Raw genomic sequence first — 16,089 nt, forward strand, 5'->3', positions numbered from 1 at the left:
ATCAGCTTCTTCTGTTAGTTTTCGCATATTTCTTCCTTATACTTAGACGGATGTTTTTAAGTATAGAATACCTTATCTATTTAAATCTTGTAATATGTACTTGTTTAATACGAAATATAACATAAAACAGAGGTATTCGTACAGATATTTTGGTTTTATGTACGTTTTGTGTTAAAAATGAGTTAATGTTTCAATATGTTTGCCGCATTGGATTTTATTTTATTACTTTTGTATTCAAAAAATAATAATAACATGTATAACAAGCCATATGTCATCAGATATATTAAGAATTATAGAAGGAGGATTGAATAACGATAGGAGAAAAATCATAAGTTACTCCAATCGTTTAGCTACTCGTCTTGAAGCCGAGGGCAACATTCAATTGGCTCGTTGCATCAAAGAGCAAATTCAAAACTCTAACACAAGAAGTTCTGCAACAGCTGATGCCATGCGTATGTTACCTTTAGATTCGGACAGCAAATTGCAAATAGTAGAAGTAATTCCCGAAGACTCAACACGTACCAATATTGTCCTTTCTGATAATGTCGGAAGGCAAGTAGGTGAGTTCATTGAGTTGGTGAGGCACAGTGACGAACTGGAACAGGCAGGGGTTAATATGCCTAAGTCCATGCTTCTTTACGGAGCACCTGGTTGTGGCAAGACCTCTATAGCTCACTATGTCAGTGAAAACACCAATTTACCATTGGTGGTAGCAAGATTGGATGGAATTGTTTCATCACTTCTTGGTAGTACAGCAAAGAACTTAAGAAAAATATTCAGCTATGCTAGTAGCATGCCATGCATCTTGTTTCTTGACGAATTTGATGCAATAGCCAAGGCACGTGACGACAATCACGAGCTGGGAGAACTGAAGCGTGTCATCAACAGCTTGCTTCAAAACATTGACTCCATGCCAACTTCTTGCGTTCTGATTGCAGCAACAAACCATCCCGAATTGTTAGACAAGGCCGTTTGGAGACGCTTCACAACAAAAATTGAAGTCGGAATGCCTGATGACGAAGCAAGAAAAAAAATAATTTTGGACTTAACATCTGGGTTCAATTGTCCTTTTGTAGAGGATGGACAAAAGATGAAAACGGTTTGTGACTTAACAAAAAAAATGTCTCCCTCTGACATCTCTACGATATTTAACAAACTAAAAGTGAAGGGCGTTATCAATGGAAGCAAAGCTATTGAATATGAGGACTTACTTGTTGCTATCTTTGAGTTCGAAGGAAAAGACGAAGCACAAGATAAACTCATCATGTTCCTTAACACAAACGGAGTTAGTCAAGCCAAGATTGTACAAAAACTAAATATTAGTGCAAGATTGGTCAGAAATGTATTATCTAAAAAATAGTGAATTATGGCAAAAGAATATCCTATACAAAATGTATCTTTTAGGGGAGAAACAGACAATTTCTTGACGGAAGCTGGTGGTGGCAGTGAATTACCAAAGTGGGTTAATGATACTGCTATTTCCGTTAATGCAGAAAGGGTTCACGATCAATTGGAGTTGTTCTCAGAATTATTCTCTGATGCAAATAGAACGATGCCTGTGCTTACAGAGATTACACTGAACAAAAAAGCAACAGCTAAATCTCATCGTCCAGCAGTGCGAAAAATGATGGATGTAAACTCTAAACGAAATGTCCTAGGAGTCACATCGGTAGGTAAAATCTTGGTAAAGATTGATACCGCCAATGATTTGAAGAAAATGGAGCGAGGTTTTAAGGTGGTAAATACAACCAATCTGCCGAAAGACAAAAAGATTGGTTTGTCTGCAATAGAAAACATTTCTCGATACAAGGCTGTTGTTGATGATAGCATTCAAGAAAATGACCGTCTCAAACTGCAGTTGGTTGATTATCTGAATAGTGAGTACAATCATCGTTCTCGTATTGCTTTGAGTATAAAATGCAAGGAATTTGGAGTTGAATTAGAAGAGCTGAATTATGCTAGTAGCTTACGCTTGTTTTCCTTGGAACATGTGTCAGAGGAAGCACTTCAGGCTATTGCATCCATGGATTGTGTCTTGGCGGTTAGAAAAATGCCTACAATAGAATTTGAAACTGCCCCAGACGAAGACAACTCCAGCATCGAAGTGATGACACCATTGGAAGGCGCAACATATCCTGTGGTAGGCTTGTTGGATTCTGGTGTTGGCGATAATGATTACCTGCGTCCTTGGATGATTGATGATGAAGATAATATCGCTGATTTGGAAGATGAAGACATAAACAGAAGTCATGGAACTGCTGTTGCAAGTGTCATCAACTATGGTGATTTTCTTGAAAATAAAGATTTGACGAAATGTGGACCTTGTAAAATAAAGAGTTGTATTGTCAATACAGACAGAACCCAAATATACGAAAACGAGTTGGTAGCCAACATTCAAAATGCTATCGCTAAACATCCAGATATAAAAATCTGGAATCTCTCGCAAGGTACAACAAAAACGATAGATAATGACAGATATTCCGACTTGGGCATCGCATTGGACAGCTTGCAGAAAGACAACAGAATCTTGATTTGCAAATCTGCAGGTAATGTTGATCCAAGAGCAGAAAATCAAAGAATTACTGATGGCGCCGATTCTTTGCTTAGTCTCGTTGTAGGATCTATAGCTCATAAGAAAACTACCAATAATGATGCTAAAGAAAATGACAGAAGTCCTTTTTCTCGCATTGGTCCTGGTGTTGAAAATGCAGTAAAGCCAGATTTGGTGCACTATGGCGGCAATATGGATACACATCTGTCCCTGTTTTCAGAATGGGGAAGACAGTTTTGCCGCTGGAGTGGAACTAGTTTTTCTACTCCGCGAATTACAGCTTTGGCTGCTAATCTTAATCAGATGATTGGAGGTGAATGCAATCCCTTGCTTTTGAAAGCATTGCTTGTTCACAACTCTGATTACCCTGTAGGTTTATCGAAAACGCCAGAAGAACTTCGCAGGGAAATGGGGTTCGGTTTGCCATCTGTTATTACAGATATGCTTAACAACGATGCTGATGAGTGCACTATGGTTTTTCATCAGACTTTACAGAAAGGAACAAATATTGTTTCTTTGGATTTTCCATACCCACAAAGTTTGGTTGAAAACGGTTATTTCATCGGTGAAATTACATTGTCAATGGCTGTGAATCCTGTAATTAATGCGGGGCAAGGTTGTGAGTATTGCCAAAGTCAAGTGGATGTTCTATTGGAAACTTATGACCATGTTGAACATGTTCAATTGGGCGAAGGTATGATGCGCAATGAGTCAAGAACATCAAAAGATGCCGTTAATGTACTCAATGCATCGATTTATAGCTCAAAAGCTTTCAAAAAGGAGTTCGCAGAAGAACGTATGCTGATTGAACAGGGAGATAAATATCAACCTATCAAGAAGTATTATGTTGATCTTTCCAAGATGACTGACACTAACAGGAGAAAGGCATTGGGAGAAAACAGAAAATGGGCAATGAAACTCACTGGACTCTACCGTGATGCAGCTGTACAAGCTTTGGAGAGAGACGGAGAAGTACTTTCGCAAGACGTTGTTGTCGTTGTGACAATAAAAGACCCTAGACATCGTGGCACGATATATACCGAATGTCTCGATTTACTAGAACAAAGAGGATATGTACACAACGATATCAATATTCATAATGATATTCGAGTTGATAATTAATGATCGTACTTTATTATGGCTACATATGATTTTTCAAACGCCATTCCCTATGTGCCCACTCATGTTGGAGAACTGATAAACGACGAGCTTGTTGCGTCGGGACTGTCTGTAGAGCAATTGTCAGAAAAAGCTAATATCGAATTGATAGCTTTAAATGAAACAATTTCTGGGAAAAGGCAACTATCCACAGAAATGGCTTTACAGATAGAATCAGTTATGGGGATTCCTGCTTCATTGCTTCTGAACATCCAAATTCAATACAACAGTTTTCTGCGGAGAAAATGAATATTCTCCGTAGAAAACTATCGTTTTTCAAACTTTCCCATATCACCTTACCAAAACAGATATGCTATATAATACACCAACAGCATCCCAAGCAGGAACACTGCCACACTGCATCCTATCTTCAATCGTTCCAATACCTCGTCTTGCTCCAGCCCCTTGCTATGTTTGATGATGACAACGATTGATACTATATCTATCAACAATACAGCATATATCATGGCTGGCAGATAGTGAATATGATCCACCATCCACCAGTGTATATCCGCTATATCGTCATATTCCACTTTTGTTTCCCTCATGCTTTCTTTCTCCCTATTAGACAATCGTTTACATCCTTATAATCTTTGCTTATGAAAAGGGCATAAAAAAAAGCCCTCCGAAACGGAGAGCTTGGCAAATTCTTGGTGAACTGTTATTTTTCCATGTATTGTTTCAGTTCCTGTGTGATATATGTCCAAACTTCTTGGAAGGTTAGTGGCTCCTTGAATTTGATTTTCTTCAAATAACTATTCCACATAATATTTCGTTTGGCATCTGTCGCAAAAGAATCCTCGAAAAGGCTATATTCCGTAGAGATGGCGGTGCCTCTATTCTCAAACGTGGCTGTGATGGCTTCTTGCAATGTGTTCAAGTCAATATTTCCTGCTTTTAGTATTCTGTACACATCAAAGAAGTCTTTCATGCGGCTGTTCTCTGTCGCATGGTCTATCATTGCCTGATACTTTTCAGCCACCACGGTCTCTAAAGAGTAAGCCAAGATGTCAACTTCTGGTAATGTGTCCAGCAACACCGGATAAGAAAGGTCAACGGGTGCTGGAGTTATGATGTCGCCAAAGCCTACATCCATGGAAATAACTTGGCTTGCCGTGTCAAGTCCTACCTTGACATGCACTCGCACACCATTATATTCTTTTTTGAGAGTGATTTCTTCTACGCTAATGCTGTCCTTTTCAAAGACAACTCCGTCTTCCAGACATTCTATGTCGCATAAATTTCTGAATGTCTCCTTGATATTGTCCAACTCACGGCTAATCTGTTGACCAAGGAAATCTATGTCCAATGTTGGTCTTGCTTTCAAATGCTCATGGGCATACAGTAATGCACCACCTTTCAATATAAAGCGTTCTTTGTATGGACTTACCGACAGACGGTACAACAGACGCTCCTGAAAGTATCGTGTCAATATCGATTGGTAGAAGACATTCTCTTCTTTCGATATATTAAGCAGTTTCGCTCTTACCGAGCGAGCATAATTCTTCGTTGTCATATTTATTATTTTATAGTTCCATTTGTAGATATGTTCCCAATGTTTTGGCAACTCTCAGTTGTGAGGCATATTTCATCAGTTTGCTGACATTACGATCTCTGCGTTTCAGATATTCCTTTATAATCTCCGTACAGACATCTATGCCGATTTTGTTTCTATACTTTACTGCATCACAGACACATTTCTCCACGTCATATATTCTCACCTTGAAACCCTCAATCTCTGTATTCGTAATTCCAAGGTTAAAGGCGGTATCACTCCAATGGTATAGTGTAATTGGGGGATAATCTGGAAGGGTGATTTTTCGGCCTCTTTTTATTGCAAGACAATATTCTTGTGGTACCTGTGTAGTCAACTGATAATGTGACCAAGCGGAATACAGACACAACACACCACCAGGAACAACCTTTTCCACATCAAGCATTTGACTTGCCAAATGGTCATCGGTTGCATACACACCTCTTTTTATTCTGGTGAGTTCGCCATTCTTGGCGGCTTGCAATACTTTATAGTATGCAGCTCTTCCTGCCATATCTTTTGCAGAGATATAGCCTTCAGATTTTGGATTTGTCATACGCTTTTCCATGATTTGCATCTTTAATTCTGTACAAAGTTACTACATATTTTCAAAAATGTAGTATGTTTGTACGGAAATCTACGCAAAAATCACGCAAAATATAGTTTTCTACGGAGAATATTGACTTTCTCCGTAGAAAATTATCGTATTATACATCCTCTTTATGCGGAATAATGGATTTTCTGCCGATAAGATAATCATTGACATCCTTGTATTCTGCATATCTTATGGATTCGTTGATTGCCCTGTTTTGATAACAGTCCATGATTGTATGGGCAGCCACCGTTCCTGCTTGGTCATTATCAAGATAACAATGGATAGCAGTGTAACACGCCAATCGTTCCATGCATTTCCCAAGGCTACTGATGGAGTTCAGTACAATATAATCACATGGCTCTTGTATGCAAATCACATTGTCGCCTCGCTTTTCCAAAGTCTTGTACGAAAGAAAGTCCATAAACCCCTCGAAGATGCAGCATCTGTCCTGCACTCCAACTTGCTGTGAATGTATCAAGGATATGTCTTTCTCGCCCAAACAACCTTTATAATATGGGTTACGCAGCTCATAACCATCCCTGTTATTTGGAAAGGCTATACCAAAATACCGCTTGCCCTTAAACGTGTACCAGATCTCCTTGCAATAGCGTTTACCTATGTCCGCATCCACATGGCGTGAACGCAGATACGACATAAGCACAGGGTAGGACAATTCTTGGATATGTACCTTGTCCATCTTGTCTGTCTCTACTTGTGTCGGTATGGGAGGTTTTGCCTTTGTGGACTTTGGGTTGTTCATGTCTGCTGCTATATGCTGCAATGCAGCACCCACATCATCCGTATTGTAGAGAAGTTGGGCAAGAGCAATGATGTTGCCACCCTTGCCAAGAGCAAAGTCATACCATTGGTTTCGGCTGAAGTTCACCTTGAACGATGGCTTTGTCTCCGCATGTAATGGCGACAGATAATAAGAGGTGGACTTGCTGCATCGTTTGGGCTGATGTCCCAATGCGCTCAGATAGTCCGTGAGTTTGATTTCCTTTGCTTGTTGTATGTTCATCTTTCTTTTTTTTGTTCATTCGTGCGCTTATTATATATACACCAGAGTGAATGAACGGTTTTGTGAAGTCATTTCGTCGTATATCTATGTAGTTATATATGATGCCACTTCACAAAATCCGTCCGTTCTACTATTATATATACACCGAGGTGAATGAAGTAGTTTTTGAAGTGATTTTCGCTTCATCCTCACTTCTTCACCTCCTGCCCTTCAAGCAGCGGAAGCGAAGGATAATTCTTCATTCTGCAATACTCGTTGTTGCCGCATTTCACCACCAGTTTGCTCTTCAATAGGAAGGTCAGCAACTTTGACATCACTGTTCTACCTCTGGCAAAACCAATAGTTGTATATCCTTTCGTCAATGCGTTTATCACATTCTCATAACCTGACACCACTTTCTTGCCGAAAGCCATTTCAAGTGCCTTGTCATGCTGCTCATCGGTAATGTCGGCTATCGTCATCTTCGGCTGTTTGGCTGTGGTAGAGTCAACCACATAGTCCTTGGAAATCTCTGGAAGTCCCTCCTTGTTTATTTGGAACGCAAAGGGCGCAAAGTCCTTGTCTCGGATGTTGAGCGGTTTCACTTCACTCACATTCGCCATCGAATTGCTCTTGCTTATCACCAGTACCGTCTCTGCCTTGTTGCTGAGTTCCGTTCCTATGTGACCTCTTACATTGTCATCACCCTTGTTCAAGTGTAGGACACAATGTATGTGCAGGTCATAGCGGCTTGACCACTGCATCAGTTTGTTGATGATATGGACGGACTCGCTCGGATTGTTGATGTCGAGCATCAAGTCCCTTATGCCGTCAATGATGACCAAGCCAAAGCCCTTTTGCGTCTGCAAGGCATATTCTATCAGTCGCAGTCTGAGGTTGGGACTGTACTCTCGCAGTCCGAAGAACACAAGGTTCTCACTGTTCATGTTGTCGGGCAATCCTGCAAGCCGGAGGATGCGCTGCATCACGCTGTGACAGTGGAAACGGCTCTGCTCCGTATCAACGTAGAGTATCTTACGCTTGTCATCGGGTAGTTTTGCCGTATATTGCAGCACCTTTCCATTAGCGAGCGAGGCTGCCACCAATGCCGATACATTGAACGTCTTTCGGCTCTTCGCCTTGCCTGTGGAGGCACTGAAGTTGCCAAGCGTGGCTATGGTCGAGTTGTCCACCCATATTATCTGTGGCGGTGTCTGGTAGGTCTCATCCGCATGGATAAGCGATGCCTTCAGCAACTTTTCCAACAAATCAGCATTGTCCGCTGCGCCTTCAAAGAGGCTCATGTCGTTCATTTCTTCCATCGTCATCTGCTCTTCAAGGGTTTGTTCATCACATAGCGTATGGCATCCTGCTCATACACCTCTTTTGTTTTCACAGGGTGCTTCTTGATCCATTCCACCAGTTCTTCCTTGCTGAAATAGATGGTCTTGCCGTTTGGCTTGTAATGGGGAATGGCAAAGGTACGTGTCAGTTTGTAAAGCTGACTCTTTGAAGCGTCAAGGAATACGCTTGCCTCGTCAAGGGTGAGCACGTCTTTTCCTGCAAAGAGCCATTTCTCCAAGCACTTGATGCGGTTCAGCACATCCTCCACTGGTCCAAGCAGCTTGAATGCTTCTTCCATCTGTTGAATGCGCTCGGCAAGTCTCATTGGTGTCATGTCTGCCAGTTCTTGTTCTGTCAACTCGTGTTTATCCACGTCTATCGTTGGCGGTAGGATAGTGCCATCCTTTGGCGGATTGTTTGCCTGATTTGTTGTCTGTCCAATCATTGTCGTAATTTTATTTATCGTTACACATAACGAGGTCGCCCTCCATAACCAGGTTTCTGATTACGGAGGGCAAAGGTAAGGGCATTTCTGCCCAATCGGATGGAAGTGCGCTTGACTGTCAACCGACTATCAAGCCAACTGTCAAGGTTTTCATCTGTCAGATGCTGTCCTTGCTGTCATTTTTACCGCAATCTGCTATTTCTTGCACTTTCTTGCGGATAGCCTCATAGATACTGGCGTTGGTACTTTTGGCATCACTGGTTGCTGAGGACAGCTTGGTTGTTGTAAGTGGCTTGTCTGTTGATGAAGACAGAATGAGTTTATGCTTGGCAATGACCGATTGCCATTGCTTGCAAATCAAGTTCTTGCTGCAGAGCATGTCAAAGAAGAATGCCACACGTCTGTTGCTTCTCGCCTTTAGCTGCTTGCAGACTTGGCACGAGAAGAGTTTTCGCATATCCTCTTCCGACACATCGGCTGAGAACAAACGAACCTCATTGGCATGGCGCGCAATGAGGTTCAACTGAGTAGAATCAAAGTAACATTGAAAGTCCTGTTTCGGTTTGGTTTCTTGTGCTGTTTGTAATATTGACGGTGGTTTACCATGGAGATACTGACCGTTTGGAGGCGGCTCCGTGGTGTTGAACTTGTGATGAAGAGCCTTGTAGTCATGATACTCGAAATCCACTTTGGTAAAGAATATGACTACCAAGTCCTCACGTTCTTCAAGAAACTCCTCCATGATGTAGAAGTTCTTCTTGTGCTCGTTCTTGCCTGCCGCATACTGGCAGTCCGTATAGGAATGGCTGTTGAGAAAGTCCTTTTTATAGCGGTGATACAGTTTACCGCATCCTATTACTTCCGTCTGATAGCACTCATGGGCTTCCTTGAAGAACAGCCACAATTTGTTGGTACCACAAATGCCACCTACACCGTTAGCGAAGGTGCATTCATTGCATTGGGGTAAAAAGAGAGAACGAGGAGTCGTCTCGTCCTTGGTTGTTTGATGTATTATTATGTTCCATTTTTATTCTTCGAACGCACTGTCCAATAGGGAAACAGCCTCGTCCTTTTTCTTATTGATGATTTTTGCGTAAATTTGTGTCGTACGCACCTCCGTATGACCGAGAAGTTTGCTTGTAGTGTATAGGTCTGCGCCCATGGTCAGCTCCATCGTGGCGAACGTGTGTCTTGAGACATGGTAGGAATAGGTCTTGCTCGTTTCCGCCAACTTGCAGATGGTGATGAGATCGATACGAACACGATTCGGGCTCAGCAATGGGAAAAGGGTATCTCTTGCCTCGTCCTCGTATTTCGCCATCAGCTCCAACGCCTCGGGCAGGAGTTTCACCCTGGCAAGTGTTCCGGTCTTCTTGCGGTTATAGATGAGCCATTTGTCACCATCCTCCAACACCTTGACATTGGCTTTCGTGATGGAAACGGTGTCTATGAAGGCTGTTCCTGCATAGCAGGCAAAAAGAAACATGTCACGGCTAACGGATAGTCTCGGCTTGTCTTCGGGTAGTTCCGCATCACGGATTTTTATGAAATCAGACATGCTGAGAGCCTTGGGTGTCGTAACCCTTGGAGTGCCAACCCGATAATGGGCGAACAGCAGGTTCTTGCACAAGCCTCGCTCAAAGGCGATGCGGCACATCTTCTTGAAGAGCGACACATAGATGGTGATGGTTCCTGATGAAAAGCCTTTCTCGTCAAGCAAGTAATGGTGAAAGTCACTGATGAAAGGCTCGGTCAGCTGTCCGAAAGCCAAATCAGTCAACCTATACTTCTCCCCGATGAACTCAGCGAGATTCTTGCGAATCTTTCTGTAAGTCCAGACACTGCTCTTCGACATATCGATGCCCTCATGGGTGCTGAGTTCACTGATATGCTCGTCCACGAAGGAGAGAAGGGTGGTCTGTGTCTTGACGCTGCCCTGCAAAGCCTCCTTGACATCCTTAGCCTCGAAGTCCGTTCTCTTTTCCACAAGCACATCGAAAGCCTTTTGGATGGAAAGCAACAACTGCTCGATGTCCTTGTTGGTTTCCACGGCTTCCTTGCTCTTGCCCTCCAATCGGCTGGCACGAGGATTCCAAAGCGATGGAGTGCAAGACAACTTGCAGGAGAACTGCGCCATAGTCCTGTTCACCGTGATGCGTCCCATGATGGGAGCTTTCCCATTCTTGTCCATTCCGCTCTTTTTCAGGTAGAGCAACACCTTGAATTTTTCGATTTTCATAACGCTTACATTTTGAGTGTGCAAATATAATCATTTTGTAAGCGTTCCTTGATACGCAAAACATTGAGAATCAGTGCAATAAAATCCGTTGATGCACAAAGTTGCCTTTCCGCATTGTTACCTGCTTTGCATAGGTAACTGTGGCTCACGATTTAGTAACTGAACTACTTCAATATTCCTCACTCGCTTGCTTTATGCCGATTTGGCAACTTTGTGCAAATCTACTCATTCCCAACTGTTTACGTTCCAACCTCTCTTATTCTCCTTTGGCTGCTTTAGAGCTTTATGTTAAAAATCCTAACTCATAGCTTTCTCCTCTAAAACTCATAGTTTCTTGGGTCTGAAGTCAGCGTTTTCTATTTGGGAACTCATTGACAGGATGGAAATCCTTGTATTTCTTTATGATTTCATGCTAAAAAAATAACACGGACAAATTGAATTTGTCCGGACAAATTGCCCGGTGGTTTGTAATGCGTTGATTATTGGACGGTTATGAGCGTCCGGACAGGTAATCTGGACAAATTCAATTTGTCCGTGTGTTTTTTTTCTTGTTGAGTACTGATAGCAGTGCAGGCTATCAGCCAATGCTGGCAAGCAAGAGGGTGGAATATGTCGGAAAGGCAGTAAAGGTACAGATGTAAGTGTTACATAAAATAAAGTATTTGGTAATTATGATAAAGTAGAATCCTGTTTTTTTGCTTACCTTTGCATCCATAAATAACAATTTAATCAACTAATAATTAATTTAAATCATAAAATGACTAGATACAGAATGATTTTATCCCTGCTTTTGGCTGGCATGGGAACTGCAGCAACAGCACAGAATATCAATTTGCCAATCATCCAGACCAAGTACACAGCCGATCCTGCACCTTATGTGCACAACGATACGGTATATCTCTATACCACCCACGATGAGGATGGGGCTGAAGGGTTCCTGATGAAGGACTGGCTGCTCTACACCTCAACGGATATGGTAAACTGGCAAGACCGCGGTGCCGTGGCTTCATTGAAAGACTTCAAGTGGTTTAAGGGCGAGAATGGTGCCTGGGCAGAGCAGGTCATCGAGCGCAATGGCAAATGGTATATGTATTGTCCTATCCATGGTCATGGCATCGGAGTGCTGGTAGCTGATAATCCATACGGACCGTTCAAGGATCCTATCGGAAAGCCTCTGGCATGGGAGGGCGATTGGTTCGACATCGACCCTACCGTATGGATTGATGATGATAACCAGGCTTACATGTATTGGGGCAACCCGGAGTTGAAGGCAGTGAAACTGAACGAGGACATGATTTCTTATTCCGATTCCATCATGCACTTCCCGAAGATTCAAGATTATCAGGAAGGTCCTTGGTTCTGGAAGCGCAATGGCAATTATTATCTGGCTTATGCTTCTACCTGCTGTCCTGAGGGCATCGGTTATGCGATGAGCAAGAATCCGCTCGGACCATGGGAATATAAGGGACATATCATGAACCATACGCCTCGCACTCGTGGCAATCATCCGGGCATCATCGACTATAAGGGCAAGAGCTATTGCTTCGGCTTGAATTATGACATCTTCCGTTTGAAGACGGGGCGTCATGCCGAGCAGCGTTCTGTATCTGCGGCCGAAATGACTTACAATCCTGACGGAACCATCCAGGAGTTGCCATACTTCCAGGATTGCAAGTTGGAGCAGATAGAATGGTTCAACCCTTATCGCCAGGTTGAGGCTGAGACGATGGCTTGGGGCTATGGATTGAAAACGCAGCCTAAGAACGAATGGGCGCAGAAGGACAGATGGAACCAAGTGGTTACGAATATTGATGAGGCTGAGTATATCCTCGTGAAGGGTGTTGACTTCAAGAAGGGCGCAAGTAAGTTTGATGTTTCTGCCTCTTGCCACATGTTTGGCGGCAGCATCGAAATCCGCCTTGATGGGGTAAACGGCCAGTGCATCGGCAAGGTGGATATCAGCAACACCAAGGACGAATACAAAACCTTCTCTACCCAGGTGAAGAAGGTAAAGGGTGTTCATGATCTCTACTTCGTCTTTAAGGGAGGCGACATCCAGAAGCAGAACCTCTTCTTCCTGGATTGGTGGAAGTTTGGGGAGTAAGATAAACTTAATAAAGTTTTTGAAACATTCGATAAAGTCATTATGATTGTTTTTTCGTAATTTTGCAGCGTTAAACGAATAAACAATCATAATGATGAATACAACGAAAAACTTGGCTCTCAGAAAGCCGTTACTGATAAGCGCATGGCTGCTTGCCATGCAGGGTGCTACCTATGCACAGAACCCAATCGTGCAAACACAGTTAACTACCGACCCAGCACCTCTGGTTGTCGGAGACCGTCTCTATGTATATACCGGTCATGATGAAGATAAGGCTGACTTCTTCTGGATGAACGAATGGCGTGTGTATTCCACCAAGGATATGGTGAACTGGACAGACCATGGTTCTCCGCTCGACCTCAGTTCTTTTTCTTGGGCAGACGACCGTGCCTGGGCAGCACAGACCATCGAACGTAATGGTAAGTATTACTGGTATATCTGTGCGCACTCTAAACTGACGGGCGGAATGGCTATCGGCGTAGCTGTGGCTGATTCTCCTACCGGTCCGTTCAAGGATGCGCTGGGCAAACCGCTTTTCGATAATGGAAGTTGGGACAATATCGACCCTACCGTCTGGATGGATGAGGATGGTCAGGCTTATCTCTATTGGGGTAATCCGCATCTTTACTATGCCAAACTGAATAAAGATATGATCAGCTTCAAGGGTGGTATAGATGCTAAGTCGGCTGTTGATGAAAAGCGTGAAGTGGGCAGAATCGTGATGACTGAGGAGGGATTCGGTTCGCCTGACATGGAGAAGCGCGATTCAACCCGGAAATATAAGGATTGCTACACAGAGGGACCTTGGTTCATGAAGCGTGGCAAGAACTATTATATGCTCTATGCTGCAGGTGGAGTGCCTGAGCATATCGCTTATTCTATGAGCAAGAAGCCTTTCGGACCATGGAAGTATATGGGCGAAATCATGCCATTGGAAGATACGGGTTCCTTTACTAACCATTGCGGTGTGACCGACTTCAAGGGCAAGTCTTATTTCTTCTATCATACGGGTAAACTGGGTGGCGGATTCGGACGCAGTGTGGCTGTGGAAGAATTCAAATACAATGCCGACGGCACATTCCCAATTATCCACCATACTCAGGAAGGAGTGGCTCCTATCGCAACCCTCAATCCTTACAAGCGTCAGGAGGCTGAAACCATCGCTTTCTCTAAGGGAGTGAAGTCGGAGCAGACCGACGAGACGGGTGTTTATATCTCAGAAATTCATACAGGTGATTATATCAAGGTACGTGAGGTGGATTTCGGAAATGAGAGTCCGGATGCATTTGCCATCTCAGCGGCATGCTCTTCGCTTGGAGGTTCGCTGGAGGTTCATCTCGATAAGGAAGATGGCGAACTGGTGGCAAAACTTGATATTACCAAGACGGGTGGCTGGGAAAAGTGGAAGACTTTCTCGGCACAAATGCTAAAGAAAGTGACAGGAAAGCATGATATATACTTCGTGTTCAAAGGATTGAAGGGAAGCAAACTCTTCAATTTCGACTGGTGGAAGTTTGAGAAGAATTTCGCCAATCCTGTGGTTTGGGCTGATGTGCCTGATGTGGATGTAATCCGTGTGGGTGACAGCTTCTATATGGTAAGCACCACCATGCATCTGATGCCGGGTGCGCCTATCATGAAATCGAAGGATCTGGTGAACTGGGAAACCGTGAACTATATCTTCCCTAAACTTACCGATTCACCTAAGTATGACATGAAGGAGGGTACGGTGTATGGTCGTGGTCAGTGGGCCACTTCGCTGCAGTATCATCGTGGCAAGTTCTATGCGCTCTTTGCTCCGAATGATAATCCTGGTGGAGAGACTTATATCTGTACCGCCGATGATATCGAGGGCAAATGGACTATCCACAGCCGTTTGCAGCATTTCCATGATGCCGCTCTCTTCTTCGATGACGACGATAAGGCATACGTGGTTTATGGAACGGGAGAGATGGTGCAGCTGAATACCGACCTGACGGATGTGGTGCCGGGCAGCCATCGCAAACTCTTTGAACGTGATGCTGATGAAACGGGTTTGCTCGAAGGCTCCCGCATGATCAAGCACAACGGCAAGTATTATCTTCTGATGATTTCGTGGCCACAGGGACACCCTCGTCGTGAGGTTTGTTATCGTGCTGATAAAATAACGGGTCCTTACGAAAAGAAGGTGATTCTGGAAACGGAGTTTGCCGGATTCAACGGCGTGGGACAAGGTACGATTGTAGATGATAAGGATGGCAACTGGTATGGCATCGTATTCCAAGACCGTGGTGGTGTGGGCAGAGTGCTCACGCTGGAGCCATGTACCTGGAAGGACGGATGGCCTATGCTGACCGATGAGAAGGGCAATATTCCTGCCGAGATGCAGAAGCCTGTGTTGGGCTATGACGGCAAGGGACTCGTGTATAGCGACGATTTCTCGAAGGATAAACTGGAACTGCAGTGGCAGTGGAACCACAATCCTGTGGATAATGCCTGGTCGCTCACAGAGCGCAAGGGCTGGCTCCGCCTGAAGACATCCCGTATTGTTCCTAACATCTTCCTGGCTCCTAATACCATCAGTACCCGTACCGAAGGACCAACTTGCGAGGGAATCATCAAGATGGATGTGAGCAAGATGAAAGATGGTGATGTGGCTGGTCTGTCAGCCTTCCAGGGTGATGCGGCCCTGCTTTCTATCGTAAAGGAAGGCAAGAAACTCTTTGTGGTAGGTACCAAGGAGAGTGTAGCTTTGACTGAAAAGGAAAAGGCAGTGACTGATGTGAAACGTGAGGTGGTTTATCGCCAGCCTTTGAATCTGAAGCAGGATAAGGCAACGAAATCAAGCATCATCTATCTGAAGATGAGTTGCGATTTCCGTCTTCATCAGGATCTTGCCACCTTATTATATAGTATAGACGGCAAGACCTGGATTCCTGCCATCAAGGATTTCAAGATGCAGTATGATTATCGCCGCTTCTTCATGGGTACTCGTATCGCCATCTATAACTATGCCACAAAGGCTGCTGGCGGATATGTGGATGTTGATTCTTTTGAGTATTCTAAAAGAAAATAGGTTTAAAGTTTGAGCTTTTTTTTATTTTAACGGCACAAAGTGAAGGAAAATCAAAAAGTTTCCT

Annotated in this window: 13 protein-coding genes; 5 read left to right on the forward strand and 8 right to left on the reverse strand. The window is 43.6% G+C overall.

Annotated features, from left to right (window positions below; all coding sequences use genetic code 11):
• The first annotated feature begins 268 nt into the window (after positions 1-268).
• Genes KUA46_RS15390 through KUA46_RS15400 form a run of 3 tightly spaced genes read left to right on the forward strand, consistent with a single transcriptional unit; the run spans position 269 to position 3,958 of the window.
• Positions 269-1,360: an AAA family ATPase gene (locus tag KUA46_RS15390; protein WP_149952475.1), complete on the forward strand. Its 1,092-nt coding sequence runs from the start codon at positions 269-271 to the stop codon at positions 1,358-1,360.
• 6 nt (positions 1,361-1,366) lie between these two features.
• Positions 1,367-3,673 (forward strand): S8 family peptidase, encoded by a 2,307-nt coding sequence (locus KUA46_RS15395; protein WP_218487006.1) that lies wholly within the window; start codon positions 1,367-1,369, stop codon positions 3,671-3,673.
• A 15-nt stretch (positions 3,674-3,688) separates the two neighbouring features.
• On the forward strand, positions 3,689-3,958 hold the full coding sequence (locus KUA46_RS15400) for a helix-turn-helix transcriptional regulator (protein WP_071122662.1): 270 nt from the start codon (positions 3,689-3,691) through the stop codon (positions 3,956-3,958).
• A gap of 47 nt (positions 3,959-4,005) precedes the next feature.
• Here KUA46_RS15400 and KUA46_RS15405 read toward each other — a convergent pair whose 3' ends face one another.
• The 8 genes from KUA46_RS15405 to KUA46_RS15440 form a co-directional block, all read right to left on the reverse strand.
• A complete protein-coding gene (locus KUA46_RS15405; RefSeq protein ID WP_218487005.1) occupies positions 4,006-4,257 on the reverse strand; it encodes a hypothetical protein in 252 nt (83 codons plus the stop codon).
• 113 nt (positions 4,258-4,370) lie between these two features.
• Entirely contained in the window at positions 4,371-5,225 is an 855-nt protein-coding gene (locus KUA46_RS15410; protein ID WP_010537135.1) for a nucleotidyl transferase AbiEii/AbiGii toxin family protein, read from the reverse strand.
• Positions 5,226-5,235: 10 nt separating this feature from the next.
• Complete coding sequence (locus KUA46_RS15415; protein ID WP_010537134.1) at positions 5,236-5,820, reverse strand: type IV toxin-antitoxin system AbiEi family antitoxin domain-containing protein; 585 nt, start codon at positions 5,818-5,820, stop codon at positions 5,236-5,238.
• 130 nt (positions 5,821-5,950) lie between these two features.
• On the reverse strand, positions 5,951-6,859 hold the full coding sequence (locus KUA46_RS15420; RefSeq protein WP_118066281.1) for a toprim domain-containing protein: 909 nt from the start codon (positions 6,857-6,859) through the stop codon (positions 5,951-5,953).
• A gap of 188 nt (positions 6,860-7,047) precedes the next feature.
• Positions 7,048-8,166 (reverse strand): AAA family ATPase, encoded by a 1,119-nt coding sequence (locus KUA46_RS15425; RefSeq protein ID WP_218487004.1) that lies wholly within the window; start codon positions 8,164-8,166, stop codon positions 7,048-7,050.
• Positions 8,163-8,627 (reverse strand): helix-turn-helix domain-containing protein, encoded by a 465-nt coding sequence (locus KUA46_RS15430; protein WP_010537131.1) that lies wholly within the window; start codon positions 8,625-8,627, stop codon positions 8,163-8,165. Before KUA46_RS15430 ends, KUA46_RS15425 begins: the two co-directional genes overlap by 4 nt.
• Positions 8,628-8,784: 157 nt before the next feature.
• Complete coding sequence (locus KUA46_RS15435; protein WP_218487003.1) at positions 8,785-9,531, reverse strand: hypothetical protein; 747 nt, start codon at positions 9,529-9,531, stop codon at positions 8,785-8,787.
• Positions 9,532-9,654: 123 nt separating this feature from the next.
• The gene (locus tag KUA46_RS15440) at positions 9,655-10,866 is read right to left on the reverse strand and encodes a site-specific integrase (RefSeq protein WP_218487002.1); all 1,212 of its coding nucleotides are present in this window, start codon (positions 10,864-10,866) and stop codon (positions 9,655-9,657) included.
• A gap of 757 nt (positions 10,867-11,623) precedes the next feature.
• On the opposite strand from KUA46_RS15440, the gene KUA46_RS15445 reads away from it, so the two are divergent.
• Entirely contained in the window at positions 11,624-12,970 is a 1,347-nt protein-coding gene (locus KUA46_RS15445) for a glycoside hydrolase family 43 protein (protein ID WP_218487001.1), read from the forward strand.
• A 94-nt stretch (positions 12,971-13,064) separates the two neighbouring features.
• A complete protein-coding gene (locus KUA46_RS15450; protein ID WP_420377693.1) occupies positions 13,065-16,025 on the forward strand; it encodes a family 43 glycosylhydrolase in 2,961 nt (986 codons plus the stop codon).
• The last annotated feature ends 64 nt before the right edge of the window (positions 16,026-16,089 follow it).

The sequence above is a fragment of the Segatella copri genome (assembly GCF_019249765.2).
Classification (GTDB): domain Bacteria; phylum Bacteroidota; class Bacteroidia; order Bacteroidales; family Bacteroidaceae; genus Prevotella; species Prevotella copri_K.